The organism is Kutzneria kofuensis, from assembly GCF_014203355.1.
GTDB classification, from domain to species: Bacteria; Actinomycetota; Actinomycetes; order Mycobacteriales; family Pseudonocardiaceae; genus Kutzneria; species Kutzneria kofuensis.
In genome coordinates this window covers 327,267-352,523 of record NZ_JACHIR010000001.1, presented here as the reverse complement: position 1 = coordinate 352,523, position 25,257 = coordinate 327,267, and the positions used below count along the sequence as shown (strand labels likewise).

20 protein-coding genes are annotated in these 25,257 nt (G+C 70.8%); 13 read left to right on the top strand and 7 right to left on the bottom strand.

Going from position 1 to position 25,257, the window contains the following annotated elements; all coding sequences use genetic code 11:
- Nucleotides 1-170 precede the first annotated feature (170 nt).
- From BJ998_RS01625 to BJ998_RS01615, 3 genes are read left to right on the top strand one after another with little or no spacing between them, the layout of a single operon-like run.
- Complete coding sequence (locus BJ998_RS01625) at nt 171-3,041, top strand: nitrate- and nitrite sensing domain-containing protein (RefSeq protein WP_184857818.1); 2,871 nt, start codon at nt 171-173, stop codon at nt 3,039-3,041.
- The gene (locus BJ998_RS01620) at nt 3,038-3,481 is read left to right on the top strand and encodes a roadblock/LC7 domain-containing protein (protein WP_184857817.1); all 444 of its coding nucleotides are present in this window, start codon (nt 3,038-3,040) and stop codon (nt 3,479-3,481) included. Before BJ998_RS01625 ends, BJ998_RS01620 begins: the two co-directional genes overlap by 4 nt.
- 8 nt (nt 3,482-3,489) lie before the next feature.
- Nucleotides 3,490-4,020 (top strand): DUF742 domain-containing protein, encoded by a 531-nt coding sequence (locus BJ998_RS01615; RefSeq protein ID WP_184857815.1) that lies wholly within the window; start codon nt 3,490-3,492, stop codon nt 4,018-4,020.
- Here the strand turns inward: BJ998_RS01615 and BJ998_RS01610 are convergent.
- A complete protein-coding gene (locus tag BJ998_RS01610) occupies nt 3,998-4,720 on the bottom strand; it encodes a siderophore-interacting protein (RefSeq protein WP_184857813.1) in 723 nt (240 codons plus the stop codon). The genes BJ998_RS01615 and BJ998_RS01610 overlap by 23 nt on opposite strands.
- 71 nt (nt 4,721-4,791) lie before the next feature.
- On the opposite strand from BJ998_RS01610, the gene BJ998_RS01605 reads away from it, so the two are divergent.
- Nucleotides 4,792-5,289, top strand: a complete 498-nt coding sequence (locus BJ998_RS01605; protein WP_184857812.1) for a phosphoribosyltransferase — start codon at nt 4,792-4,794, stop codon at nt 5,287-5,289.
- 146 nt (nt 5,290-5,435) lie between these two features.
- Here BJ998_RS01605 and BJ998_RS01600 read toward each other — a convergent pair whose 3' ends face one another.
- Both BJ998_RS01600 and BJ998_RS01595 read right to left on the bottom strand, forming a co-directional pair.
- Nucleotides 5,436-6,467: an ArsR/SmtB family transcription factor gene (locus BJ998_RS01600; RefSeq protein ID WP_184857811.1), complete on the bottom strand. Its 1,032-nt coding sequence runs from the start codon at nt 6,465-6,467 to the stop codon at nt 5,436-5,438.
- 334 nt (nt 6,468-6,801) lie between these two features.
- A complete protein-coding gene (locus tag BJ998_RS01595; protein WP_184857810.1) occupies nt 6,802-7,743 on the bottom strand; it encodes a hypothetical protein in 942 nt (313 codons plus the stop codon).
- A 326-nt stretch (nt 7,744-8,069) separates the two neighbouring features.
- On the opposite strand from BJ998_RS01595, the gene BJ998_RS01590 reads away from it, so the two are divergent.
- Both BJ998_RS01590 and BJ998_RS01585 read left to right on the top strand, forming a co-directional pair.
- Nucleotides 8,070-8,306, top strand: coding sequence for a hypothetical protein (locus BJ998_RS01590; protein WP_184868347.1), 237 nt, complete (start codon nt 8,070-8,072; stop codon nt 8,304-8,306).
- A 68-nt stretch (nt 8,307-8,374) separates the two neighbouring features.
- A complete protein-coding gene (locus BJ998_RS01585; RefSeq protein ID WP_184857809.1) occupies nt 8,375-8,593 on the top strand; it encodes a hypothetical protein in 219 nt (72 codons plus the stop codon).
- On the opposite strand, the gene BJ998_RS01580 is transcribed toward BJ998_RS01585, so the two are convergent.
- On the bottom strand, nt 8,574-10,139 hold the full coding sequence (locus BJ998_RS01580; RefSeq protein ID WP_312889867.1) for a PucR family transcriptional regulator: 1,566 nt from the start codon (nt 10,137-10,139) through the stop codon (nt 8,574-8,576). The genes BJ998_RS01585 and BJ998_RS01580 overlap by 20 nt on opposite strands.
- A 124-nt stretch (nt 10,140-10,263) precedes the next feature.
- Between BJ998_RS01580 and pruA the strand changes: the two genes are divergently transcribed.
- From pruA to BJ998_RS01565, 3 genes are all read left to right on the top strand, one after another.
- The gene (gene pruA / locus BJ998_RS01575) at nt 10,264-11,889 is read left to right on the top strand and encodes an L-glutamate gamma-semialdehyde dehydrogenase (protein WP_184857808.1); all 1,626 of its coding nucleotides are present in this window, start codon (nt 10,264-10,266) and stop codon (nt 11,887-11,889) included.
- A 25-nt stretch (nt 11,890-11,914) separates the two neighbouring features.
- Nucleotides 11,915-12,844: a proline dehydrogenase family protein gene (locus tag BJ998_RS01570; RefSeq protein ID WP_184857807.1), complete on the top strand. Its 930-nt coding sequence runs from the start codon at nt 11,915-11,917 to the stop codon at nt 12,842-12,844.
- A gap of 82 nt (nt 12,845-12,926) precedes the next feature.
- Nucleotides 12,927-14,327, top strand: coding sequence for an ArnT family glycosyltransferase (locus BJ998_RS01565; protein WP_184857806.1), 1,401 nt, complete (start codon nt 12,927-12,929; stop codon nt 14,325-14,327).
- On the opposite strand, the gene BJ998_RS01560 is transcribed toward BJ998_RS01565, so the two are convergent.
- Complete coding sequence (locus BJ998_RS01560; RefSeq protein ID WP_221337836.1) at nt 14,324-14,779, bottom strand: Lrp/AsnC family transcriptional regulator; 456 nt, start codon at nt 14,777-14,779, stop codon at nt 14,324-14,326. The genes BJ998_RS01565 and BJ998_RS01560 overlap by 4 nt on opposite strands.
- A 114-nt stretch (nt 14,780-14,893) precedes the next feature.
- Here BJ998_RS01560 and BJ998_RS01555 point away from each other — a divergent pair, with 114 nt between their 5' ends.
- From BJ998_RS01555 to BJ998_RS01545, 3 genes are read left to right on the top strand one after another with little or no spacing between them, the layout of a single operon-like run.
- Nucleotides 14,894-15,703 (top strand): tryptophan 2,3-dioxygenase, encoded by an 810-nt coding sequence (locus BJ998_RS01555; protein WP_184857805.1) that lies wholly within the window; start codon nt 14,894-14,896, stop codon nt 15,701-15,703.
- Nucleotides 15,696-16,871 carry a kynureninase gene (kynU, locus tag BJ998_RS01550; protein ID WP_184857804.1) on the top strand — a complete coding sequence of 392 codons (1,176 nt, stop codon included), beginning with the start codon at nt 15,696-15,698 and terminating at the stop codon, nt 16,869-16,871. The genes BJ998_RS01555 and kynU overlap by 8 nt, the downstream gene beginning before the upstream one ends.
- Entirely contained in the window at nt 16,868-17,524 is a 657-nt protein-coding gene (locus BJ998_RS01545; protein ID WP_184857802.1) for an alpha/beta hydrolase family protein, read from the top strand. The genes kynU and BJ998_RS01545 overlap by 4 nt, the downstream gene beginning before the upstream one ends.
- Here BJ998_RS01545 and BJ998_RS01540 read toward each other — a convergent pair.
- On the bottom strand, nt 17,512-18,378 hold the full coding sequence (locus BJ998_RS01540) for a hypothetical protein (protein WP_184857800.1): 867 nt from the start codon (nt 18,376-18,378) through the stop codon (nt 17,512-17,514). The genes BJ998_RS01545 and BJ998_RS01540 overlap by 13 nt on opposite strands.
- Before the next feature lie 327 nt (nt 18,379-18,705).
- On the opposite strand from BJ998_RS01540, the gene BJ998_RS01535 reads away from it, so the two are divergent.
- The gene (locus tag BJ998_RS01535; RefSeq protein ID WP_184857798.1) at nt 18,706-21,546 is read left to right on the top strand and encodes an AfsR/SARP family transcriptional regulator; all 2,841 of its coding nucleotides are present in this window, start codon (nt 18,706-18,708) and stop codon (nt 21,544-21,546) included.
- A 98-nt stretch (nt 21,547-21,644) separates the two neighbouring features.
- On the opposite strand, the gene metH is transcribed toward BJ998_RS01535, so the two are convergent.
- Nucleotides 21,645-25,247, bottom strand: a complete 3,603-nt coding sequence (metH, locus tag BJ998_RS01530) for a methionine synthase (protein ID WP_184857796.1) — start codon at nt 25,245-25,247, stop codon at nt 21,645-21,647.
- Nucleotides 25,248-25,257 lie beyond the last annotated feature (10 nt).

Sequence of the window (25,257 nt, the reverse complement as noted above, 5' to 3'; positions counted from 1 at the left end):
TGGCTCCCGCGGACGTGTCGGCCTTGACAGCGGAATTCGCGCTGGAGTACACCCCAGCAGCGGCCAGAAGTCCGTAACACGTTTCCCGTCTCGGCAGACAACCGAACAAGGGGAAGCCGGACGACCGCGGTGCGACTGCCGCGCCCCGAGAAAACGAGGAAGGACGCATCGTGGTTCAGCCCAGCCCGGGTCCGTGGTGGCACACGGTCGCCCGGTGGCGCAACTGGCCGGTGCTGGTCAAGCTGGCCGCGGTGCTGGTGGTCCCGGTCGTGGTCGCCGTGACACTCGGCTTCCTCCAGGTGCGCAGCGAGATCCGGCAGGCCGACACCTACACCACCGTGCAGCGGGTCATCGCGCTGCGTGACGCGATCACGCCGCTGACCTCGCAGCTGCAGCGCGAGCGCACGCTGGCCGCCCAGGTGCCCACCCAGGGCGTGACCACGTACCACGCGCAGGCCAAGGTCGTGGACGACGCGGCGAGCAAGCTCGCCGACACCGCGCACCGCACGGCCGGCCTGTCCCCGGCCGCCTCGGCCTGGTTCAACGACCTGGAGCTGTCGCTCGGCCAGCTGCCGGCCATCCGCCGCCCGGTCGAGCAGTCCCAGGACAACGACACCGACGCCGTCTCGGCGTACACCCAGATCATCGGCACCGCGCTGAACTTCGACCAGGCGCTGGTGGTGCAGCTCGGCGACCCGTCGCTGTCCAGCCCGGCCACCGCGCTGCTGGACCTGGAGGGCGCGCAGGAGCAGATCCGGCTGGAGCAGGCCGTCGTGCTCGTCGGCATCACCCGCGGCCACCTGGTGGACGCCGAGGCCAAGATGCTGGCCGCCTCCGAGACCCGGTTCGACGACAACGTCGCCAACTTCCAGGCGGTCGCCTCGCCCGAATGGCAGCAGGCGTACCAGCAGACGGTGGCCGGCGTCGACGTCGGCACCCGGCGGCAGCTGCTCGACTTCGCCGCCACCCAGCCGATCGGGCAGGCCGCCCCGGCGCAGGGCTCGGCCAAGAAGACCACCGGCGTGCACAGCGCGCCGCCGCCGAGCGGGCTGACCATCCCGCAGGACGAGTGGAACCGGACCTCGGACGCCACCGTCGCGCTGGTGGAGAAGGTCGCCAACGGCATCGCGGCGCAGGTCCGCAACACCGCCACCGACCTGCAGGAGTCCAGCAGCGACCGGGCCGGCCTCGAGTCCGTGGTGCTGGTCGTGACCGTGTTGCTGGCCGGCGGCATCGGCCTCGTCGTCGGCCGCTACCTGCTGGGTTCGCTCGGCGTGCTCCGCCGCACCGCCCTCGACGTCGCGTCCCGCCGGCTGCCGGAGGCCGTGGCCAAGATCCGCGAGGGCCGCGGCGAGGACGTCACGATCGATCCCGTGCCGGTGTACACCACCGAGGAGTTCGGCCAGGTGGCCCGGGCCTTCGACGAGGTGCACGGGCAGGCCGTCAAGTCCGCGGCCGAGCAGGCCAGCCTGCGCAGCAACCTGGGCAACATCTTCGTCAACCTGTCCCGCCGCAGCCAGGGCCTGGTGGAACGGCAGCTGCGGCTGATGGAGCAGCTGGAGCGGCACGAGGAGAACCCCGAGCAGCTGGCCAACCTGTTCAAGCTGGACCACCTGGCCACCCGCATGCGGCGCAACAACGAGAACCTGATGGTTCTCTCGGGTCTCGACCTGTCCCGCCGGTTCACCAAGCCGCTGCCGCTGGGCGACGTGCTGCGCGCCGCCGTCTCCGAGATCGAGCACTACCAGCGCGCGGTCGTCCGCTCCGCGCCGACCGCGACCGTCGTCGGCTACGCCGCCGGCGACCTCGTGCGCCTGATCGCGGAGCTGCTGGACAACGCCACCGCGTTCTCCCGGCCGGACACCCAGGTCACCGTCGACAGCCACCGCGAACCCAACGGCGACATCACCATCCAGGTCGTCGACCAGGGCATCGGCATGGGCGACACCGAACTGTCCGAGGCCAACAAGCGCGTCTCCGCCGGCGCCGCGGTCGAGGTGCCGGTGTCCCGCCAGATGGGTCTGTTCGTGGTCGGCCGGCTGGCCAGCCGGCACTCCTTCCGCGTCCAGTTCGAGCAGCGCCAGGGCGGCGACGGCCTGGCCGCGGTGGTCACCGTGCCGGCCGAGCTGGTCGTCCGCGGCAGCGGCGACCGGGAACGGCCGCTGGCCAAGCCGGGCGTGCCGCCCGAGGCCGCGCTGAACGGGAACGGCCCGGCGCCGCTGACCGGCAACGCCCCGGCGCCGCGCCTCGTGCCCGACGACACGCGTCGCCTGAACCGCATCGAGGACGAGGTCGTCTGGCCGACCGACAACGTCGAGGACGAGCCGTGGGACCCGCCGCAGCGGAACACGCCCGTCGTGCCCGACACCCCGCCGAACGTGGTGAAGGCGATCGACCCGTCGCCGACGCCGCTGCCCACCCGCAAGGGGCCGCGGCGGCCCGTCGACCCCGTCGAGCCGCCGACGCTGCAGACCGGCTCCACGCCGGCGCCCGCCGGCGATCTGCCGCGGCGGACGTTCAGCCCGCCGCCCGCGGTGCAGCCGCCCGCCCCCGCCGCGTCGGGCTGGTTCATGGCCAACACGCCCCCCAACGCGGATCCGCCGACGCGTCAGGACTCAGAATCCGTCCTACGACCGGAGGTTTCGCTGGAGCCCACCAGCTACGCTTGGTTCGAGCACATGTCCGAGGGACCGGAAAACGGATCCCCCGTTCAGGTGAACCCGTCGGGCGCGACCGCGCCCGATCCGGCCCCGACGGCGACGCCGGAGCCGGCCTGGCCGACCGAGCAACCGGCGGCGCCACCCGCGCCGCAGCCTCGTCCCCAGGGCAACCAGAACGGGGCTGGCCTGCCCAAACGCGTGCCCAAGGCGGGGCTGTTCCCGGCCACGGGCGCGCCGGCGGCCGGTCCCGCGGCCGGTGCCGCGCACCGCGATCCCAACCGGACACGCGGGTTCCTTGCCAGTTACCAGTCTGGTATCCGTCAGGACCACACTGGTGCAGCAGCGTCGAGTGAGAACGAACGGGGGCAGGAGAGCCCATGACCGCACCCCAGTCGCGGCAGGTGAACCAGTTCGGCTGGTTGGTCAACAACTTCGCCGAGCATGTGCCGGGCGTCGCGCACGCGGTCGTCGTCTCCGTGGACGGGGTGCTGCTCACCTCGTCCGCGCGGCTGCCCGCGGAGCGGGCCGAACAGGTCGCGGCGATCGCGGCCGGCGCGGTCAGCCTGACCCAGGGCGCGTCCCGCTGTTTCGACGGGGGACCGGTGCGTCGCACCGTCGTCGAGATGCAGGGTGGCATCATGCTGCTGATGACGATCATGGATGGTTCGTGTCTGGCGGTGCTGGCCGCGCCGAACTGCGACGTCGGCCAGGTGGCCTACGAGATGACCGTCCTCGTCGACCAGGTCGGTCCGCTGCTCACACCGGAGCTGCGCGCCGAGCTGAAGGTCGCCAAGCAGGCCATGGACAGCCAGCCCGTCTGAGGGTGGAGATGAGCACCGAGGACTGGGGCGAAGACCCCGCGGAGAGCACGTTCGCGGACGTGCTCAACGGTTTCACGCTCAGCGGTGGCAGCGGCCGGAGCCGCCGCGGCCGGCCTGAGCGTGACGGCCGGCACGTCGAGCAGCAGCCGGCGGCGCCCGAGCCGCCGCCCGACCAGCAGGCCGCCGAGCAGGAAGAGTCGTCGGCCGCGATCGTGCGCGCCTACGCCTGGACCGGCGGCCGAACACGGTCCGAGGTGCCGCTGCAGATCGAGACCCTGGTCTCGACGAGCGAGCACGGCAGCACCACGAGCGAGCCGCTGCAGGCCGAGTACCGGGCCATCGCCGACCTGTGCGCGCAGACCCGGTCGGTGGCCGAGATCGCCGCGCTGCTGTCCATCCCGCTCGGCGTGTCCAAGGTGCTCGTCGGCGACATGGCCAGCCTGGGGCTGGTTTTCGTGCACGCCGCCGACAGCACCGGCGACGGCGTGCCCAACCTGGGGCTGATGGAGCGGGTGCTCAGCGGGCTGCGGCGGCTGTAGCGCGCTTCTCCGCCTGGAACGCGTCCTCGTGCAGGCCGCGGCGCCAGTAGCCGGAGATCGACAGCTGTTCGCGGGTGACGCCGCGGTCGGCCGTCAGGTGGTCGCGCAGCTGCTTGACCAGGCCCGCCTCGCCGTGCACGAAGGCGTGCACGCGGCCGGCCGGGAAGGTCAGCTTGCGCACCGTGTCGACGACGTCCGCCGGGTCGACCCAGGTGACGTCGTGCGGCAGCCGCTGCGGCTCCGCGCTGCCGACCACCGCGATCACCTTGGCGTCGGCCGGGAGCTGTTCCAGCGCGGCGCCGATCGCCGGCAGCGCGCTCTCGTCGCCGACCAGCAGGTGCCAGTCCGCGGCCGGGTCCGGGGCGTACGCGCCGCCCGGGCCGAGGAAGTACAGCTCGTCGCCCGGCTTGGCGTTGGCCGCCCACGGCCCCGCGAGGCCGGTGTCGCCGTGGTGGACGAAGTCGATCGTGAGCTCGGTGGCCGTGGCGGATCGGATGGTGTACGTGCGGCGGGGCGGCATCTGATCCCGGGGGAGGGCGTCGAGGTTGTCGGGGTAGCCGCCGTCGATCGGGAACAGCAACTTGACGTAGCGGTCGGTGAAACCGTTGTCGACGGCGAGGTTCTCGCCGTCGAAGGTCACTCGGACCATGTGCGGCGTGATCCGCTCGGTGCGGCGGACCAGAATGCGGGTCGCTGGCATTGCCCCAGCTTAGCCTGACCTAACCCATGGTTGTAAAGCTATAACTGTTTCGGGTGGATAGGCTGACCGCCATGAACGATCAGCGTGAGGTGCTGACCTGGGAGTTGTTCGGCTCCGCGAGCCGCGAGCTGGCCGAGACCGTCGCCGCCGACGGCTTCGAGCCCGACCTGCTGCTGTCCATCGCCCGTGGGGGCCTCTTCGTCGCCGGCGCCCTCGGCTACGCGCTGGACGTCAAGAACCTGCACGTCATGAACGTCGAGTTCTACACCGGCGTCGACCAGCGCCTCGACCTGCCCGTCATGCTTCCCCCGGTGCCCAACGCCGTCGACCTCCACGGCGCCAAGGTCCTCGTCTGCGACGACGTCGCCGACACCGGAGCGACGCTGAAACTCGTCCGCGACTTCTGCCTCGACAAGGTCGCCGACGTCCGCTGCGCCGTCGTCTACGAGAAGCCGCACTCCACCGTCAAGTGCGAGTACGTGTGGCGGCACACCGACCGCTGGATCAACTTCCCCTGGTCCACCCTGCCCCCGGTCGTCCAGCGCCGCGGCCAGGTCCTCGAGGCCTGAGGTGGGCATCGAGGTCGTCGAGGGCGACATCACCGCCCCGTGTGGACGGTCCGCTTCGTCCTCTTCGGACAGCACGCCTACGACGTGTTCCGATCCCGCCTCGGCTGACGCCGACTGCCGGCGTGGTCGGTGTCCGGCAACGCCGGTCAGGCCCACCTGCGACGGCCGGAGGCTGAGGCGAGCAGGAGGCCACTGGCGGTCTGCTCGTGGCAGGTGTCCAACAACTGTTCCCCGAGAGCGGTCACGAAGTGGCGCACGGTGTTGCCGCGTCGGGTGCTGCTGATCAAGCCGGCTTGGCGCAGGACGGTGGCGTGCTTGCTGGCGGCGGCGAGCGAGGCGTGGATGTGTTCCGCGAGGTTGGTCGTCGAGCGTGGCACGCGCAAGGCGTACAGGACGCGTGCGCGAGTGTCGCCGATGAGACTGGCCAGTGCGGCGAGGTCGGCGGCTGGGGTCTGGACCTCGCTGACCGGATAGACCAGAACGGGTGGGAGTCCGGGATCGATGAACGCGACGGGTGTGCCGTGGCAGAAGTAGGAGGGGATGAGCGTCAGGCCCCGGCCGGCCAACTCGATGTCGTGGTCGACCGGGTATCGGGCATGCAGGACAGGGGGTGTCCATCGGATGCATTCCGCCAGGTTGCTGAGCAGTCCTTCGATACCACCGGCGGCGACGTCCTCGGCGCGCACGGTTCGGTCGCCGCGGACCGCCCGGTCGATGCCGGGCCAGTGCGGTGCCAAGACCAGGTTGTGATACCAGGACATCGCGTCGCCCAGCGCGTGCAGCGCGTCAAGACCGCCGGTGGCGAGGTCGCGGGTCACGGCTGGTGGCTGCCGCATGAGGTAGGACGGTGCCACCTCGACGGCCAGGCGGCTGGTCGGCGTGCTGAGCACGATGTCCAACGAGGTGGCGAAGTCGTCGCAGTCCTGGTGTGGCGTGAGGAAGTCCGGGAAGCTTCCCCGTGGCGGCACCAGCGCGGTCAGCAGGTCCAGGTGGCGGCGAGCGTCGGGGTGGCGGGTCAACCGTGCCAGCGACGACTCCCGCCACAACGCGTGCCGGGACACGGTGTGACCGGCCTGGACGATGTGCAGGCTGTTCACCAGTTCCCAGGTCGGATGCGGGTGGCTGATGATGCGGGTACGGGCCAGGTCATCCGCGGTGAAATGCAGCCGCAGCGCCATCAGGATCCTTCGGTGCGCCTCTGTGACCGTTCGTGGCCAACGATTTTTCCATCTCGTTCAACGTTGTCGACCTCCAATCGGATGCAGCGGCACTCTGGTGTGGCCGGTTCCGAGGGCTGAAGACAGAGGGGGAGTTCCGGAGCCGGACGTGACAGTGTGTCCCCTGCGACGTACCTGTCATGAGTCTGGTTCCGGCGCGCCGAGGGGGGCGCCGGAACCAGACGCGACAGCGGCTCAAGTTCGCCTGGCCCGCCCTGTCCCACCGGCACTGCGGCGGCAACGCATCAGCCCACTGAGGACCATGGCGGCCAGAGCGCAGGCCCGGCGGAGTCGCTCATCGCGTTGGCCTTCTCGACTCGGCCGCGGTGACAAGTCGAAGACCTGCTTGGAGTGTGCTGCGAACTTCCTGTAGATACCAGGTGGCGGGCCAGATCCTGTCGCCGGTCCTCGGTGGCGTGCCGATGGTCTCCAGGCACACCTGGTGCGGTAGGCCCAACACGCGAACGGCATCGAAGTGTTGGTAGAGCGCATATAAGTGCGTTGTCACCAGTAGCAGTCGTGCTTTCGGGAGGAACCTCAACGCGTGGGCGGCCTGCTCGTAGGTGTCAGCGGTGTTGGCGGCGCGCTGCTCGGGCCGGCTGCTACGGGCAGCGAACACGTGCACCTCGGGTTTGCCGGCGCGCCGTGCGTGCAGCTGAGTCACGCGCGGTGTCACTGTCCGATCGCCGTCAACGTCGACCGTCCACGTCCGTTCGGACCGGAACTCCCGCGTGGCCAACTCCAGCAGCAGGTCCGCTTCGGTCGTGGCGCTCGAGGCGAAGCGGGTGCTCGATGTGAGTTCGTCCTTCCGTAGGGCACGGAACGAGCCGAGCAGGCAGATGCCGCCGGTCTCGATGACGCCCTCCGCCAGGAGTCCGGCCAAGTGCTTGGTTCGCCTGTGGCAGCCCGCTGCCAGGCCGCCGAGAACGAGCACCCAGTCGTAGGACCTTTCCTGCGGTGGTGCGCAGTCGCAGAGGCCCAGCTGCTCGACCGCGGCCATGGCCCGCTCGCTGTCGGAGTCGGCATCGTCCGGGATGTCCAGCCGACTCGCGCCCCTGCGGCGGTCCCACACGGCGGAGAACTCGACCAGTGCCCGCAGAATCTCCGGCAGGTCTCCCGCGGGCCAGCTCCCGCCGAACTGCTCGACCAACGCGCGCAGCGCGGGGTTGCCGACGAACTCGCGCACACGGCCGATCGGGTCGTCGCCCGGAGCGAACGTGAGCGGTTGGGACGCCATCGCCGGGACTTCTCCTCTCCGCCGACAAGGGTGGGGCTTGCCAGTGAGCGTGGCGCAGGTGTGCGACATCCGCTACGGCCATTGGTGGCCACAGCGTTTTCCGCCTCGCTCAAGGTTGTCGACCTGACATCGGCGGCAACGGCATCCTGGCGTCGCTCATTCCGGGGCGCCGAGGAAAGTGCGGTGTCCCATTCGCAGAGGAGTGATCCATGAACAGTTCGCCGGGCGCTCGCCGTCGTTCCCGGGAAACACCACAACTCCGAGGAGGTCGGCCAGTGTTCACCGCGACGCCGACACATGTGAGCTTGTCTCACCGTGAATTGGCGATGCTCCATGCCATCGCCGCCGGCCGTGCCGAGACCACCACCAGTTGCGAACCCGACCTGTTCATCGACGGTCTGGCCTGCTGCGACCAGAGCGCCGCCCACCACCTCGCGCATGCGGGTCTCGTGCGCGCCGCCGGCCCCGCCCAGGAGGGGCAGCGCGTTCCCGCCGAACTCACCGCCCCCGGCCACGTCGTACTCGCGGCACTGATGAGCGCCCGCCGGCAGGCCGCCGCATGAATACCACGCGACCAACACCGTACGGCGCATGGCCGATTGCTGATCCAGCCCCGGAAGAGGTTCCCGTGATGTTCGAGATGATGCTGTACGAGGATCTGGTCAAGGCCCACATGCGTGAAGCGGAGCGATGCGCTCGCCACCGCCGGCTGGTGCGCCTGCTGCGCTCGCACCGACGTCAGGATCGCGTGGCGAAGCGGGTCGAGCAGCAGGGCCGCCCACGTCGTTCGGGACTACGTGGGCGCTTCTTGGAGGTCCTGTTGCGTCCGTTCACGGCCTGGTCAGCCTGAGTTGGAGTTGGGCGACGAGGCGCTGGTCGGGGTCGGAGAGGTCGAGGCCGCTGAGCTCGCAGGCCCGCCGCACGCGGTAGCGCAGGGTGTTGGGGTGCACGTGCAGGCCGGCGGCGGCGGTGCGGACGTCGCCGAAGGCGTCGAGGTAGGCGAGCAGGGAACGGCCGATGTCGGTGCCGGCCAAGGGATCGAGCCGGGGGTCGCGGATACGGGGATGCTCGGCGAGCAGGGTCAGGGTCTCGCTGAGCAGGACCTGGGTCCGCACGTCGGCAAGGGCGGCGACGTCGACCTCGGGACGGCCGGCGATGGCGTCGAGGACCCGGTCGGCCTCCTGTCGTGAGACGGGCACATCCTCCAGCCCGGCGACGACGGAGCCGATGCCGGCCTGCACGGAGACGCCCAGGTGCCGCCGGGTGGCGGCGACGGCGTCACGGGTCATGGCGGTGACGGTGGCGGCGTCGGTGACCTCGGGCAGCAGCACGTACACCCGGCCGCCGATGGGGGTGACGAGCGCGGAGCGTCGATACGAGGCGGCGTGCACGGAGATGATGCTGACCATCTCCGCCCGGTGGAGTTCGACCTCGCTACGGGTGCGATCGGTGCTGCGCAACAGGAAAGCCACGACAGCGGCGGGCTTCGAGGGGTCGGCGCCGATCTGGCCGGCCACGGAGGCGCCGGTGATCCGCCCGTCGAGCACCCCGGCCAGGAGGTTCTCCCGCAGCCGCAGGCCGGCGCTGGTGGTGTTGCGGTGCTGCACGAGGTACAGCGCGGTGATCCGGGCGGCGCCGAGCAGCGCCCGGTCGGCGTGCTCGGCCAGCGGATGGCTGCCCTCCTGCACCCACACGGTCCCGAGCGGCTGCGCCCCGGCGTGGATGCCGACGGCGATGCGGCGCTTGATGCCCAGCTCGGGGCGCTCGTCGATGTGCACGACGTCCTCGCCGGATCGCAGCCGCTGGTAGACGCCCCATTCCCGGAGCATCTTCAGGTACGGCTCCGGCCCCTGCCGGCCGAGGATGGACAGCCGGCGCAGCTCGTCGACCTCGTCGGAGGACCGCGAATACGCCAGCACCCGGTTGGCGGTGTCCTCGATGCTGACGCTGCCGCCGGTCAGCGCGGCGATGGTCTGCGCCAACGAGAACAGATCGCCGAGCACCTCGCCGGCATCGGCGTCGGCGGTGCCCCGCGCGGTGCTGACCACGTTGCGCGCCAACGACTCCAGCTGTTCCCAGCGCACCTCGGTGCGGACGTCCAGCAGCGCGACGCCGGCGTCGGCGGCGGTCTGCCGCAGCGGCGCGGCGTCCTTGACGGCGACGGCGGTCGCCCCGCACTTGCCGGCGGCCCGCACGTGCGCGGCGGCGGCCTTGCCGCGGGCGCCGATCACCAGCACAAGATCGCCGGCACGGGAGTCGGGGGCGTCGTCCGGGTCGAGAATGACCACGTCACGCACCTCGGCGTCCAGGCCGTCGGGCGCGGTCAGCACCTCGACGAACGGCTCGCCGAGCGCGAGCAGCAGCTGCTGGATGCTCGAACCGCTGATGACGCTCACCCAAACCCGTAGAAGTTGTCCGTCTCCACAATCTGGTACCCGCAAGCTTAGCCGTTCGTACAACACGACGCCCGCGCGCGATGCATAGCCTCATCGCATCGACGACGTCGCCGAAGGAGTGCCAGTGGATGCCGTGACGCAGGTCCCGACCCCCGTGAACGAGCCGGTGCTGCAGTACGCGCCGGGCAGCCCGGAGCGGACCGAACTCGAGGCGAAGCTGGCCGAGCTGGCCAAGGACCAGGTCGAGCTGCCGCTGACCATCGGCGGCGAGCGCCGGATGGGCGGCGGCGAGCGCGTCGACGTCGTGCAGCCGCACAACCACCGCGCCGTGCTGGGCACCTTCGCCGGCGCCACCCAGGCCGACACCCGCGACGCCATCGCCGCCGCCAAGGCCGCCGCGCCGGCCTGGCGCGCGATGCCGTTCGACGAGCGTGCCGCCATCCTGCTGCGCGCCGCCGACCTGCTGTCCGGCCCGTGGCGCTCCACCCTGAACGCGGCGACCATGCTCGGCCAGTCCAAGACCGCCATCCAGGCCGAGATCGACTCCGCCTGCGAGCTGGCCGACTTCTGGCGCTTCAACGTGGCGTTCGCCCGTGAGCTGCAGGCCAAGCAGCCGGATAGCTCCAAGGGCGTGTGGAACCGCACCGACCACCGCCCGCTGGAGGGCTTCGTCTACGCGATCACGCCGTTCAACTTCACGGCCATCGCCGGCAACCTGCCGACCGCGCCCGCGCTGCTGGGCAACGTGGTGCTGTGGAAGCCGTCGCCCACGCAGACGTTCGCCGCGCACCTGACGATGCGGCTGCTGGAGCAGGCCGGCATGCCGCCGGGCGTGATCAACCTGCTGACCGGTGACGGAATCGCCGTGTCCGAGGTGGCGCTGGCCGACCCGGACCTGGCCGGCATCCACTTCACCGGCTCCACCAGGACGTTCCAGCACCTGTGGTCGACGGTCGGCGCGAACATCGCCAACTACCGCAGCTACCCGCGGCTGGTCGGCGAGACCGGCGGCAAGGACTTCGTGGTCGCGCACCCCTCGGCCGACCTGGACGTGCTGCGCACCGCCCTCGTCCGCGGCGCCTTCGAGTACCAGGGCCAGAAGTGCTCCGCCGCCTCGCGGGCCTACATCCCGCGGTCGGTGTGGGCGCGGCTGCGTGACGACCTCGTCGCCGAGACCGAGTCGCTGAGCATGGGCGACGTCACCGACCTGAGCAACTTCATGGGCGCGGTGATCGACCGCCGCTCGTACGACAAGCTGGCCGGCGTGCTGGACCGGGCCCGTGGCGACAGCAAGCTGGAGGTCATCGCCGGCGGCGCCGCCGACGACTCGGACGGCTACTTCGTGCGGCCGACCGTGCTGGTGGGTGAGGACCCCTCGCACGACGTGTTCACCACCGAGTTCTTCGGCCCGATCCTGGCCGTGCACGTCTACGAGGACAACGACTTCGACTCGGTCCTGTCCACTGTGGACTCCGCGTCGCCGTACGCGCTGACCGGCTCGATCATCGCCGACGACCGGGCCGCCGTGGTCAAGGCGTCCGAGGCGCTGCGCTTCACCGCCGGCAACTTCTACGTCAACGACAAGCCCACCGGCGCGGTCGTCGGCCAGCAGCCGTTCGGCGGCGGGCGGGCGTCCGGCACCAACGACAAGGCCGGCTCCGTGCACAACCTGCTGCGCTGGGTCAGCCCGCGGTCGATCAAGGAGACCTTCGTGGCCCCGACCGTCGTCCGCCACCCGCACCAGGGCTGATCAACACCCCAGAAGGAGGATTCCCATGCTGCGCACCGCTTTGCTGGCCGCCGCCCGCTCGCCGCTGGCCCGGCAGGTCGTCGAGCGCACCCCACTGGCCCGGCCGGTGGTGCGCAGGTTCGTGGCCGGCTCCTCGCTGCGTGAGGCCGTCGACGTGACCGCGTCGCTGATCGCCGACGGCCGCAAGGTCACCCTCGACCACCTCGGCGAGGACACCACGGACGCCGCGCAGGCCGCCGCCACCGTGGACGCGTACGAGCGGCTGCTCGCGGAGCTGGGTTCCTCCGGCCTGGCCCACGGCGCCGAGGTTTCCGTGAAGCTGTCGGCCGTCGGGCAGTCGCTCCCGAAGGACGGCGAGAAGATCGCCCTGGACAACGCCCGGCTGATCTGCGAGGCGGCCGCGGCCGTCGGCACGACGGTGACGCTGGACATGGAGGACCACACCACCACGGACTCCACCCTGGGCATCCTCGGCGACCTCCGGGTCGACTTCCCGTCCACCGGCGCCGTGCTGCAGGCGTACCTGCGGCGCACCGAGCAGGACTGCCGGGACCTGTCCGGCGCCGGGTCGCGGGTGCGGCTGTGCAAGGGCGCGTACAAGGAGCCGGAAAGCGTTGCGTACCAGGACAAGTCGGAGGTCGACCGGTCGTACGTGCGCTGCCTGAGGATCCTCATGAACGGCGCCGGCTACCCCATGGTCGCCTCGCACGACCCGCGCCTGGTCGCCATCGCCGCCGACGTCGCCTCGGCCGCCGGCCGCACCGTCGACACCTACGAGCACCAGATGCTCTACGGCGTGCGCCCGGACGCCCAGCGTGAGATCGCCGCCGCCGGCAAGACCCTGCGGGTCTACGTCCCCTACGGCGACCAGTGGTACGGCTACTTCATGCGCCGCCTGGCCGAGCGCCCCGCCAACGTGGCCTTCTTCCTCCGCTCCCTGGCCACCAAGAGCTGACCCCCGCGAGTCCCGGTCAGCGGCACACCGAATGTGGGTTTTCGGCAGACAGCTGGCCGCCGACACGGGATGATTCCCGGTCATGCGGAACGTGGGGTGGCGTTCGGTTCTGATCGTCGCGGCGGTGGCGGCGGTGGTGCATCTGGCGGTGGCGTGGCGCTACGGCTGGCACCGCGACGAGTTCTACTTCGTGACGGCGGGCCGGCATCCGGCGTTCGGCTACATCGACCAGCCGCCGCTGACGCCGTTGCTGGCGGCGCTGGCCGGCAACCTGGTGGTGCTGCGGATCCTGGCGATCGCGGCACAGGTGGGCTGCATCGTGCTGACGGCGATGCTGGCCGCTGAGCTGGGCGGCGATCGGAAGGCGCAGACGCTGGCGGCGGCGGTGATCGCGGCGTGCCCGATCTTCGTGGGGGCGTCGCTGTTGTTCGGCACGACGGTGCTGGACCAGGCGGTGTGGATCGGGGTCTTCCTGACGACGGCGCGGGCACTGCGGATCGGCGCGGTCAGGGCGTGGCTGTGGCCGGGGGTGATCGCGGGCCTTGGCCTGGAGAACAAGGACACGGTGGCGGTGCTGCTGGTCGGCATCGGCGTCGGCCTGCTCCTGTACCGGCGGGACGTGCTCCGGACGTGGGGGCCGTGGCTGGCGGCGGGCGTGGCGCTGCTGATCGCGCTGCCGAACATCGTGTGGCAGGCGGCGCACGGCTGGCCGCAGTTCGAGATGGCGGCGGTGTTGTCGGACCGCACCGGCGGCACGCTGGGCTCACTGGCCCAGTTGGCCGTGCTGGCCTTCCTGCAAGCCGGGCCGCCGCTGGTGGCCGTCTGGGTGCTCGGCGCCCGTGAGCTGACCAAGCACCGCTGGCTGCTGGTGGTCGTGATCCTGACGCCGGTGGTGTTCACGCTGGCCGGAGGCAAGTCCTATTACCCGGCCCCGGTGCTGGCCGTGCTGTTCGCGGCCGGCGCGGTGCGGATCGGCAAGCTGTCCAAGGGATGGCTCACCGCCGTGGCCGTGACCGCCGTGATGGCCCTGTTCCTGACCTTGCCGGTGCTGCCGCCGTCGGTCCAGACGACTCTGCGGGCCGTCGACCCGGAGCCGATGGAGACCTATGGCTGGCCGGAGTTCGTCGACCAGGTCAGGCAGGTCGAGCAGACCATGCCGCCGGGCACGCCCATCTTCACCAGCAACTACGGCGAGGCCGGCGCCCTCACCATCCTCGGCGGCCTGCCCGACGTCTACAGTGGACAGAACTCGTACGGCGACTGGGGCCCGCCGCCCGGCACCTCGCAAACCGTGTTGGTGGTAGGGGCGTTCAAGGCCGAGCAGCTGCGGCAGGGCTGGCAGCGGGTGCAGGCGATCGCGCCGATCACCTTGCCGGACGGCATCAAGAACGACGAGGTCGTCTGGCGCACCACCATCTTCCGCTGCGACGGTCCGCGTGGCAGCTGGGCGCAGATGTGGCCGAAGCTACGGCACCTGAGCTAAGAACCCAGCGCCGCCCGCGTCACCGGCCGTGACGGCACGGGCCAGGACAGGATCATGGCGCTGGAGGTCTCGCCGTAGCCCCACAGCCGCTCCAGCACGGCGGTGAGCTGCCGCACGTCGGTGGCGGCGATGTGCACGATCGAACAGACGTCGCCGGTCAGCCGGACGATGGACAGGATCTCGGCGAAGTCGGCGACCCGCTCGGGCTGCAGGGTGATGCACCGCGGCCCGTAGCAGCGCATGGACACCAGGGCCTGCACGCCGAGGCCGACGGCGGCGACGTCGACGGTGGCGCGGTAGCCGGTGATCACGCCGGCCTCCTCCAGGCGGCGCACCCGCTGGGCGACGGTCGGGGAGGAGACGCCGAGGCGGCGGGCGAGCTCGTTGAACGAGGTCCGGGCGTCGGCCTGGAGCTCGCCCAGCAAGCCCCAGTCGAGGTTGTCCAGCTCCATCTCACGAGTGTAAGCCGCAACCGCTCACGACTTTACGATCGGCAGTGAAACGGTCGTCAAAGAGGCGCGACGGCCATTCCGGACGTCACCCGATCGAGCGACGATGGAGGGGTGATGACCGAGCCGAAGCTGGAGTTCGCCGAGCCGAGCCCGTACGACCAGTACGTGCACGCCTCGGTGCTGACGTCCCTACAGCAGCCCTGGTCGGACGACCCGGCCGAGATGGCGTTCCTGATCACCACCCAGGTGATGGAACTGTGGTTCACACTGCTCGTGCACGAATGGCGCACCGCCCGCGACGCGCTGCGCCAGGACCGCCTCGGCGACGCGCTGGCGGCGCTGCGCCGCAGCCACCCGCAGCTGAAGGCGCTCAACGCCTCGTGGCAGCCGATCGCCTCGCTGACCCCGGGCCAGTTCAACTCCTACCGCTCGGCCCTGGGCGAGGGCTCGGGCTTCCAGTCGGCGATGTACCGCCAGCTGGAGTTCGTGCTCGGCGACAAGAGCGCGAGCCTGCTCCAGCCGCACAAGGCCGTCCCGGCCGTGCACAAGGAGCTGGAGAAGGCGCTGCACGAGCCGAGCCTGTACGACGAGGTGCTGAACTTCCTGCACCGCCGGGGCTTCGCCATCCCCCAGGAGGTGCTGGACCGGGACGTCTCGCAGCGCTACCAGGAGAACGCGGCCGTCGAGGCGGTGTGGGCGGAGATCTACCAGGATCCACGCCATGATGATCTGGTGACACTGGGAGAGGCACTGACGGACGTGGCGGAGCTGGTCGGCCGCTGGCGCACCGACCACCTGCTGGCCACCCGCCGCGCGATGGGCGCCAAGCCGGGCACCGGCGGCTCCGCGGGCGTGGCCTGGCTGGAGAAGCGCGCGAACAAGGTCGTGTTCCCCGAGCTCTGGACGGCCCGCAGCCATGTCTGACCTGGCCGAGCGCGCCGCGCGACTGGACGCCGACGACCCGCTGGCCGACCGCCGGGACCTGTTCGACCTCGACGACGGCGTGATCTACCTGGACGGCAACTCGCTGGGGGCGCTGCCGCGGCACGTGCCGGCGCGGGTCGCCGACGTGCTGACCCGGCAGTGGGGCCGGATGCGCATCCGGTCCTGGACCGAGGGCGGTTGGTGGGACGCGCCGGAGCGGATCGGCGAGCGCATCGCGCCGCTGATCGGCGCCGCCCCGGGCCACGTCGTGGTCGGCGATTCGACCAGCGTCAACGTGTTCCGGGCGGTCATCTCCGCGCTGCGGATGACCCCGGGCCGCACCGAGATCCTCGTCGACGCGACGACCTTCCCGACCGACGGCTACATCGCGGCCTCGGCGGCGCGGCTGGCCGGCGCCACGGTCCGCGCGGTCCATCCGGCGGAGGTGTCGGGCGCGCTGAGCGGCGACACGGCGGTGGCGCTGCTCAACCACGTGGACTACCGCTCGGGCCGCCTGCACGACATGGGCACGCTCACCGACGCCGTGCACGAGGCCGGCGCGCGCGTGGTCTGGGACCTGTCGCACAGCGCTGGGGCGCTGCCCGTGGACATCGGAAGCCACAACGTGGATTTCGCGGTCGGCTGCACGTACAAGTACCTCAACGGCGGCCCGGGCGCTCCGGCGTTCTTCGCGATCCGGCCGGACCTGTTGCCGCGGCTGGACCAACCGCTCGGCGGCTGGTGCTCGCACCGCGACCCGTTCGCCATGGACACCGAATACGTCGCGGCGGACGGCATCGCCAAGGCCCGCGCGGGCACGCCGGAGATCGTGTCATTGCTGACCCTGGACGCGGCGCTGGACGTCTGGGACGGCGTCGACCTGCGCCAGCTGCGGGCGAAAAGCCTGGCCCTGACCGAGTTCTTCGTCGACTGCGTCAACCAGCTGGCTCCGGCGGCCCGGAGCGTCACGCCGGCCGGCGAGGACCGCGGCAGCCAGGTCTCACTGTCCTGTGTGGACGCCGAGCGGGTGATGGCCGAGCTGGTCGCCCGGGGAGTGGTGGGCGATCACCGTCCGCCGGACCTGCTGCGCTTCGGCTTCACGCCGCTCTACACCCGGTTCGCGGACGCCTTGCGCGCGGCGGAAATCCTGGGTGAGATCCTGGCATGAGGACAGTCAGCTACGGCGACCACGCCGATCAGGTCGTCGACGTCTGGGACAACGACGCCGACACCGTCGCGGTGCTCGTGCACGGCGGCTACTGGCGCGCGGTCTACGACCGCTCCTACCTGGTGCCGTTCGCGGAATACCTGGTGGCGCAGGGCCTGTCCGTGGCGTCGGTGGAGTACCGGCGGGTCGGCAACGGCGGCGAGTGGCCGGTGATCATCCAGGACGTCACCGCCGGCGTGGACAAGGCCGTGGAACTGTTCCCGGGCAAGCGGATCGTGCTCGTCGGCCACTCGGCCGGCGGGCACCTCTCGCTGCTCGCGGCCGACCGGCCGGGCGTGGCCAAGGTGGTGGCCGTCGGCGGCCTGTGCGACCTGGCGCGGGCGCACGAGCTGGGGTTGAGCGACAACGCCGTGACGCTGCTGCTGGGCGGCGACCTCGGTCTGCTGGCGGAGGCGGACCCGTGCGACCGCGTGCCGCCGCCCGTACCCGTGACCCTGATCCACGGCGACGCCGACACCGACGTGCCGCTGGAGCTTTCCCAGCGGTACCACCAGAAGAGCGGCGCCGAGCTGGTGGTGCTGCCCGGGGTCGACCACTTCGAGCCGGTCAACCCCGGAGCAGCGGTCACGGTCGAGGCGATTCAGCGTCGGTAGGTGTACACGGTGATGTCGGTGTTGCACGGGCTCGGCGGCAGCACCTCGACCCGCAGGTCACCGGTCGCGGCGTCGTAGTCGACGCCCTCGGCGGTGTACGCGCCGACGCAGGTGCTGGCCAGCGGCAGCTGCCCGAGCGAGGTGACGTGCGCCCTGACGTCCTTGCCGCGCAGCTGATGCTGGAGGTCGATCTGCAGCAGCGGCTTGCTGGTGGGGTAGAGGTCGTTGTTGGAGTCGTCGGACGCGCAGATCAGCCGGGTCGCGGTGACGAAGTCGCAGCCCTGCAGGTTGCGGACCGGCTTGTCCAGCAACACCTTGGCGGCCAGCGGCAGGGCGCCGCCGCCCGCCGGCAGCGCCTTGTTCAGGATCGGCGCCGGGAACACCAGCAGCCGGTCGACCTGCGCCAGCTCGCTGGACACCAGCCACTGCCCGTCCGGCGTGACGGCGGTGTAGGCGTTGGCGTTCGGCACGACCTCGTCGGCGCCGAGGGTGTGGGTGTATTCGTACTTCTCGCCGGTCGGCGTGGTCACCAGCATCATCTTCTGCGTGATGGTGGCCGTGGTCTGCTGGTACGGGTCGAAGACGTAGCCGTGCAGCGAGTCGGAGTCGCCGATGTGGCCCCAGCCCTCGGCCTTGAGGTTGGCGGGGATGGTGTTGCCCGCGGTGTAGTACACCTGCACCGGCTGGCCGGGCAGTCTGACCGTCGCCACGCCCTCGCCGCCGACGGCCGCGCTGACGGTGATCTTGTCGACGACGCGCCAGGCGTCGTGGTGTGCCTCGTTGGCCAGGGCCGCCGGTGCGGCGACGGCGGTCAGCAGGGCCGCGAACAACACGGCCGTCACGCCACGGATCATCGAGCTGCCTCCTCGAGCAGGATTACCGAACCTGGAAAGCTAGAAGGCGGCTCTTCGCACGTCAATGACCATTCTCCGGGTTCACATCGGTGAACAGAACGGGACCGTCTTCTTGTCTCACGATGACGTCAGTGCCGGCTGAAGTTCGTATATGTGAAATGAATTTCTCGCAATTCGGGTGGGAAATTCGCCGAGATGAACGCGAGGTGTCCGTCGACCGACGGTGACCCCCCGATGACGGCGCGCGAGGAGTTAATACCGTTCACTCACCCGTTCGGGTATAGCGTGATGATGCCGGAACCGCTCTCACCGCACGGAGTCTTCGCGTTGACGATCATCGAGGAGACCGCCCGCACCGATCTCGGGCAACTCCGCATCGGCCTGCTCGGACCCGTTCGGGCGTGGCTGGACGACACCGAGGTGCCGGTCGGGCCGCCGCGCCAGCAGGCGCTGCTCGCGGTCCTGGCCACCAACGCCAACCAGGTGATCTCCCGCTCCGAACTGATCGACGCCATCTGGGGCACCGAGCCGCCGGCCAGCGCGGTCGGCAGCGTGCACACCTACGTGGCCGGGCTGCGGCGGGCGCTGGAGCCGGCCCGCAAGACGTTCCAGGTGCTGGTCAGCGCCGGATCCGGCTACAGCCTGCGGGTTCAGCCCGAGGGCATCGACGCCGAGCGCTTCGCGCGGCACCGGCAGACCGCGCGGCAGCTGCTGGCCGGCGGTGACCTGGAGGCCGCGCTGGCCGAGCTGGACCTGGCGCTGGGGCTGTGGGCCGGCACGCCGCTGGGCAGCATCGGCGGTCCGTTCGCCGACATCGAGCGGCAGCGGCTGGCCGAGCTGCGCCTTGACGTCATCGAGGAGCGCGCCGACCTGCTGCTGACGCTGCGCCGGCCGGCCGAGGTCGTCGGCGAGCTCAAGGCCGTGCTGGACGACCATCCGCTGCGCGAGTCCACCCGGGCGTTGCTGATCACGGCGCTGCACCGGGAGGGCCGCAAGGGCGAGGCGAAATCCGTCTACCAGGCCGGCGCCCGGCTGCTCGACGAGCGCCTCGGCGTGCAGCCGGGGCCGGCGCTGCGCCGCGTCTACGAGACGCTGATCGACACCACGTCCGCCGCGGAGGTGCTGCCGCGGGTGGTGCCGTCGCAGCTGCCGCACGACACCCGCCGGTTCACCGGGCGCGGCGAGGAGCTGCGCCGCCTGGACGCGCTGCTGCCCGCGGCCGGGGCCGTCAACAGCGGCGGCACGGTCGTCATCACGACCATCGAGGGCACCGCCGGAATCGGCAAGACCTCGCTGGCCGTGCATTGGTCGCATTTGGTTCGCGACCTGTTTCCGGACGGCCAGGTCTATTTGAACCTGCGCGGATTCGACGTCACCGACAAGCCGGTCCAGCCGCACGACGCCCTTTTCACATTGCTGTCGGCGTTTCGCGTGCCGTCGGAGAAGATTCCGCAGAGCACCCACGAGCGCAGCGCCATGCTGCGCAACGTCGTCGCCGGCCGGCGGATGTTGATGGTGCTGGACAACGCCGTGTCCACCGACCAGGTCACGCCGCTGCTGCCGGCCAACCAGAGCTGCGTCGTGCTGGTGACCAGCCGCAACCGGCTGGACGGGCTCGTCGCCACCGGCGACGGCCGGCAGCTCACCCTCGGCCTGTTCGACGAGGTCGACTCGTCCGCGCTGCTGGCCAGCTACCTCAGCCCGGAGCGGGTCGAGCAGGAGCGGGAGGCGTTCGACGAGCTGCTCAAGCTGTGCGCCGGCCTGCCGCTGGCGCTGAGCATCGTCGGCGCGCGGGCATGGTGCAGCCCGAACCTGCCGCTCGCGCAGTTCGTCGACGAGTTGAGGGACGCTCACTTCCGGCTGGACGCCCTGGACACCGGCGACGACGCCGCGTCCAGCGTGCGGGCGGTGTTCTCCTGGTCGTACGACGCGTTGAGCCCGGCCGCCAAGCGCATGTTCCGGCTCCTCGGCCTGCACACCGGGCCCGACGTCAGCCGGCACGCCGCCGGCGCGCTCGCGGACGTGACCGAGGACGAGGCCCGGCACCAACTGGACGAACTCGTTCGGGCGCACCTGCTGGAGCTGCGCACGGACGGCCGCTACCAGTTCCACGACCTGCTGCGGGTCTACGCGTTGGAGCGGGCCACCAGCGATGAGACCGACGACGAGCGGGACGCCGCCGCGCGGCGGGCCGTGCGGTGGTACCTGCACGCCGCCAACCAGGCCGACCGGGCGATGCTGGCGTTCAAGCCGGTGCACAACATCATCGACCCGCCGGCGCACTGGAGCTTCCCCGAGCAGTCCGACCCGGAGCACGCCAAGGCGTGGTTCATGGCCGAGGAGACCAACCTCGTCGAGGCCATCCGGCGGGCCGTCGAGCTCGGCGAGCACGCCGTCGCCTGGCGGCTGCCGCAGACCATGTCCAGCTTCTGGTACGTGTACAACAAGCGCTGGGAGCTGTGGGCCGAGATGCTCCGGATCTCCCTGGAGCACGCCGTTCTCGACGGCGACGTCAACGGCGAGGCCTCCGCGCACTCGTCCCTCGGCATCGTCGCCAACGACCTCCGGCGCTACGAGGAGGCCGTCGACCACTACCACCGGGCGATCGCGCTGTTCCCGCGGATCGACGAGAAGTGGCTGGTCGGCATCACGTACAACTCCCTCGGCCACACCTACGTCGGCATGGGCAAGCTGCCCGAGGCCATGGCCGCCCTCAGACAGGCAGCCGAGGCGTACGAGGAGATCGGCAACACCTGGGGTCGGGCTTGGGCGCTGCAGGGCACCGCTTCGGCGTACAACGCCATGGGGGACCACGAAAAGGCGCTGGAGTACGGGCTGCTGACCCTCGCCGCCTGGCACGACGTCGACTACACCCACGGCATCGGCTCGGGCCTGAATCTGCTCGGCGAGATCCACCTCGCCGCCGGCGACTACGAAGCCGCCATCGACTACTACGACCAGGCCGTGCAGGCCCGGCAGTCCATCAACGACCGCTTCGGCATCGCCAACGCCTTGCGGGGCAAGGCCTTGGCCGAGTGGCGGGCCGGCCGCGTCGACGAGGCCCGGGAGTCCTACCGCCAGGCGCTGCCGATCCTCACCGCCCTCGAGTCCCCCGAGCTGGAGACCGTCGAGGCCGAACTCGCCCAACTCGACGCCGAACACCCCTGAGTTTTTCGCTACGTGAGTGGCTCATTTTCGCTTCTCGGCCACCTGAGCCACTCAGGTGCGGCGAAAATGCGAAGTGAGCCACTCACGTAGCGCCGGGGTCACTGGGGGTCGTAGGCGAGGTTGGGGCGGAGCCAGCGCTCGATCTCCGCCACCGGCAGGCCGCGGCGGGCGGCGTAGTCCTCGATCTGGTCCCGACCCAGGCGCCCGACGGTGAAGTACTTCGACTCCGGGTGGGCGAAGATGAGACCGCTGACGCTGGCCGCGGGGGTCATGGCGTACGACTCGGTCAGCCCCATGCCGAACTCCTCGGCGCGGAGCATCTGGAACAGGTCGGCCTTCTCGCTGTGGTCGGGGCTGGCGGGGTAGCCGAGCGCGGGGCGGATGCCGCGGAAGCGCTCGGCGTGCAGGTCGGCGAGCTCGGGCTGGGCGTCGGGCTCGAACCACTCGCGCCGGGCCTGGAGGTGGATGTACTCGGCGAAGGCCTCGGCGAGCCGGTCGGCCAGCGCCTTGACCATGATCGACCGGTAGTCGTCGTTGGCTTCCTCGTACTTGGCCGCCAGCTCCTCGGCGCCGAGGATGGTGACGGCGAAGCCGCCGAGGTGATCACCGGACGGCGCGATGTAGTCGGCGAGGCAGCGGTTGGGCCGGCCGTCGGGCTTCTCCGTCTGCTGCCGCAGCATCGGGAAGTTCGGCGCGCCTTCCAGCACGATGTCGTCGCCCTCGGAATGCGCGGGCCAGAAGCCGTAGACGCCCTCGGCGCGCAGCGAGCCGTCGGCGATGATCTGGTCCAGCAACGCGTTGGCGTCGTCGAACAGCTCCCGCGCCACCGGCTGGTCCAGGATCGCCGGGTACTTGCCCTTCAGCTCCCACGCCAGGAACAGGAACGTCCAGTCGATCATCTCGCGCAGCGCGGTCAGGTCCGGGCTCACTCGCTTGACGCCCGTGAACGGCGGCACGGGCAGATCGTCGAAGGACACGACCTCGCGGTTGGCCCGAGCCTGCTCCAGCGTGAGCAGCGGCCGCTGCTGACGGTTGGCGTGCTGCTCCCGCAGCCGCTCCTGCTCGACGGCGTTCTTCTGGCCCAGCACCTCGGCCCGCTCCGGGTCCAGCAGGTCGCTCACGACGCCGACGACTCGGGACGCGTCGAGCACGTGCACGGTCGTCGACTCGTACGCGGGCGCGATCCGCACGGCGGTGTGCTGGCGGGACGTGGTCGCGCCGCCGATCAGCAGCGGCAGCTTCAGCCCCCGCCGCTGCATCTCCGCGGCCACCGACACCATCTCGTCCAGCGACGGCGTGATCAGGCCGGACAGCCCGATCGCGTCCGCGCCCTCGGCGACGGCGGTGTCCAGGATCTTCGCGGCCGGCACCATCACGCCGAGGTCGATCACGTCGTAGCTGTTGCAGCCCAGCACCACGCCGACGATGTTCTTGCCGATGTCGTGCACGTCGCCCTTCACGGTGGCCAGCACGACCTTGCCGTTGCCGCGCGGCGTCTCCTGCCCGCCGGCCAGCCGCAGCTGCTCCTTCTCGGCCTCCATGAACGGCTCCAGGTAGGCCACCGCGCGCTTCATCACCCGCGCGCTCTTGACCACCTGCGGCAGGAACATCTTGCCGGAGCCGAACAGGTCGCCGACGATCTTCATGCCGTCCATCAGCGGACCCTCGATGACCTCCAGCGGCCGCGCGGCCTCCTGCCGGGCCTCCTCGGTGTCCTCCTCGATGAAGTCCACGATGCCGTGCACGAGCGCGTGCGAGAGCCGGTCCCGCACCGGCGCCTCGCGCCAGGACAGGTCGACGGTCCGCTTGGTGCCCTTGCCGCGCACCGTGTCCGCGAACTCCACCAGCCGGTCGGTGGCGTCCTCGCGACGGTCGAACAGCACGTCCTCGACCAGTTCCAGTAGTTCGGCCGGGATGTCCTCGTACACCGCGAGCTGGCCGGCGTTGACGATGCCCATGTCCAGGCCGGCCCGCACGGCGTGCAGCAGGAAGGCCGAGTGCATGGCCTCGCGCACGACGTCGTTGCCGCGGAAGGAGAACGACAGGTTGGAGATGCCGCCGCTGGTGCGCGCGCCGGGGCAGCGCTGCTTGATCAGCGGCAGCGCGTCGATGAACGCCTTGGCGTAGCCGTTGTGCTCGCTGATGCCGGTGGCGACGGCCAGCACGTTCGGGTCGAAGATGATGTCCTCGGCCGGGAAGCCCACCTGCTGCGTGAGCAGGTCGTAGGCCCGGGCGCAGATCTCGACCTTGCGCTCGGTGGTGTCGGCCTGGCCCTTCTCGTCGAACGCCATCACGACCACGCCCGCGCCGTACTCGCGGATCTTGCGGGCCTGCCGCAGGAACGGCTCCTCGCCCTCCTTCAGGGAGATCGAGTTGACCACGCCCTTGCCCTGCACGCAGCGCAGGCCGGCCTCGAGCACGCTCCACCGGGAGCTGTCGATCATGATCGGGATCCGGGCCACCTCGGGCTCGGTCGCGATCAGGTTCAGGAACGTGGTCATCGCCTGCTCGCTGTCGAGCAGGTCGGCGTCCATGTTGACGTCCAGCAGGTTGGCGCCGCCGCGCACCTGCTCCAGCGCCACGTCCACGGCGGCCTGGTGGTTGTCGGACTCGATGAGCCGGCGGAACTTGGCCGAGCCGGTGACGTTCGTGCGCTCGCCGATCATCACGAAGCCGGTGTCGTGGCCGATGGCGAACGGCTCCAGGCCACTGAACCGGGTGGCCGGCTCGATGGTCGGCAGCGGGCGGGGCGCCATGCCCTTGACCGTCTCGGCGATCTTGGCGATGTGCGCGGGCGTGGTGCCGCAGCAGCCGCCGACGATGTTGACCAGCCGCGACTCGGCGAACTCGCCGAGCAGCTCGCCGGTCTCGGTCGGGCTCTGGTCGTAGCCGCCGAACGCGTTGGGCAGGCCGGCGTTGGGGTGGCAGGCCACGTGGGTGTCGGCCAGCCGGGCCAGCTCCACCAGGTGCGGTCGCATCTCGGCCGCGCCCAGCGAGCAGTTCACGCCCACGACCAGCGGCTTGGCGTGCTCGACGGACCGCCAGAACGCCTCCACCGTCTGCCCGGACAGCGTCCGGCCGGACAGGTCGACGATCGTCACCGAGATCCACAGCGGCAGGTGCGGGGCGACCTCCTTCGCGGCGGCGATGGCGGCCTTGCAGTTCAGCGTGTCGAAGATGGTCTCGATCAGCAGTAGATCGACACCGCCGTCGGCCAGCGCCTGGATCTGCTCGGCGTACGCGTCGCGCACCTGGTCGAAGGTGACCGCGCGGTAGGCCGGGTCCTCGACCCGCGGCGACAGCGACAGCGTGACGTTGAGCGGGCCGATCGAGCCGGCGACGTAGCGGCCGCCGAACTCGTCCGCGGCCTGCCGGGCCAGCCCGGCGGCTTCGATGTTCATGTCGCGGACCAGGTGCTGCAGGTCGTAGTCGGCCTGGCCGATGCTGGTCGCGGTGAAGGTGTTGGTGGTGGTGATGTCCGCGCCCGCGGCCAGGTACTGGCGGTGCACGTCCAGCACCACGTCCGGGCGGGTGAGGTTGAGCAGGTCGGGGTCGCCGGTGACGTCCTTGCTGTGGTCGTCGAACCGGCCGGCCCGGTAGTCCTCGGGCTTCAGTCCCGCATTCTGGAACATGGTGCCCCAGGCGCCGTCCAGCACGGCGATCCGCTGTCCGAGCAGTTCCTTCAGCGCTTCTGCGCCCACACCAAGCCTC

Excerpts from the sequence above, each read along its gene's own strand:
- BJ998_RS01620 (WP_184857817.1), top strand. The coding sequence starts at position 3,038 with ATGACCGCACCCCAGTCGCGGCAGGTGAACCAGTTCGGCTGGTTGGTC.
- BJ998_RS01615 (WP_184857815.1), top strand. The coding sequence starts at position 3,490 with ATGAGCACCGAGGACTGGGGCGAAGACCCCGCGGAGAGCACGTTCGCG.
- BJ998_RS01610 (WP_184857813.1), bottom strand. The coding sequence starts at position 4,720 with ATGCCAGCGACCCGCATTCTGGTCCGCCGCACCGAGCGGATCACGCCG.
- BJ998_RS01605 (WP_184857812.1), top strand. The coding sequence starts at position 4,792 with ATGAACGATCAGCGTGAGGTGCTGACCTGGGAGTTGTTCGGCTCCGCG.
- BJ998_RS01600 (WP_184857811.1), bottom strand. The coding sequence starts at position 6,467 with ATGGCGCTGCGGCTGCATTTCACCGCGGATGACCTGGCCCGTACCCGC.
- BJ998_RS01595 (WP_184857810.1), bottom strand. The coding sequence starts at position 7,743 with ATGGCGTCCCAACCGCTCACGTTCGCTCCGGGCGACGACCCGATCGGC.
- BJ998_RS01590 (WP_184868347.1), top strand. The coding sequence starts at position 8,070 with ATGCTCCATGCCATCGCCGCCGGCCGTGCCGAGACCACCACCAGTTGC.
- BJ998_RS01585 (WP_184857809.1), top strand. The coding sequence starts at position 8,375 with ATGTTCGAGATGATGCTGTACGAGGATCTGGTCAAGGCCCACATGCGT.
- BJ998_RS01570 (WP_184857807.1), top strand. The coding sequence starts at position 11,915 with ATGCTGCGCACCGCTTTGCTGGCCGCCGCCCGCTCGCCGCTGGCCCGG.
- BJ998_RS01565 (WP_184857806.1), top strand. The coding sequence starts at position 12,927 with ATGCGGAACGTGGGGTGGCGTTCGGTTCTGATCGTCGCGGCGGTGGCG.
- BJ998_RS01560 (WP_221337836.1), bottom strand. The coding sequence starts at position 14,779 with ATGGAGCTGGACAACCTCGACTGGGGCTTGCTGGGCGAGCTCCAGGCC.
- BJ998_RS01555 (WP_184857805.1), top strand. The coding sequence starts at position 14,894 with ATGACCGAGCCGAAGCTGGAGTTCGCCGAGCCGAGCCCGTACGACCAG.
- kynU (WP_184857804.1), top strand. The coding sequence starts at position 15,696 with ATGTCTGACCTGGCCGAGCGCGCCGCGCGACTGGACGCCGACGACCCG.
- BJ998_RS01545 (WP_184857802.1), top strand. The coding sequence starts at position 16,868 with ATGAGGACAGTCAGCTACGGCGACCACGCCGATCAGGTCGTCGACGTC.
- BJ998_RS01540 (WP_184857800.1), bottom strand. The coding sequence starts at position 18,378 with ATGATCCGTGGCGTGACGGCCGTGTTGTTCGCGGCCCTGCTGACCGCC.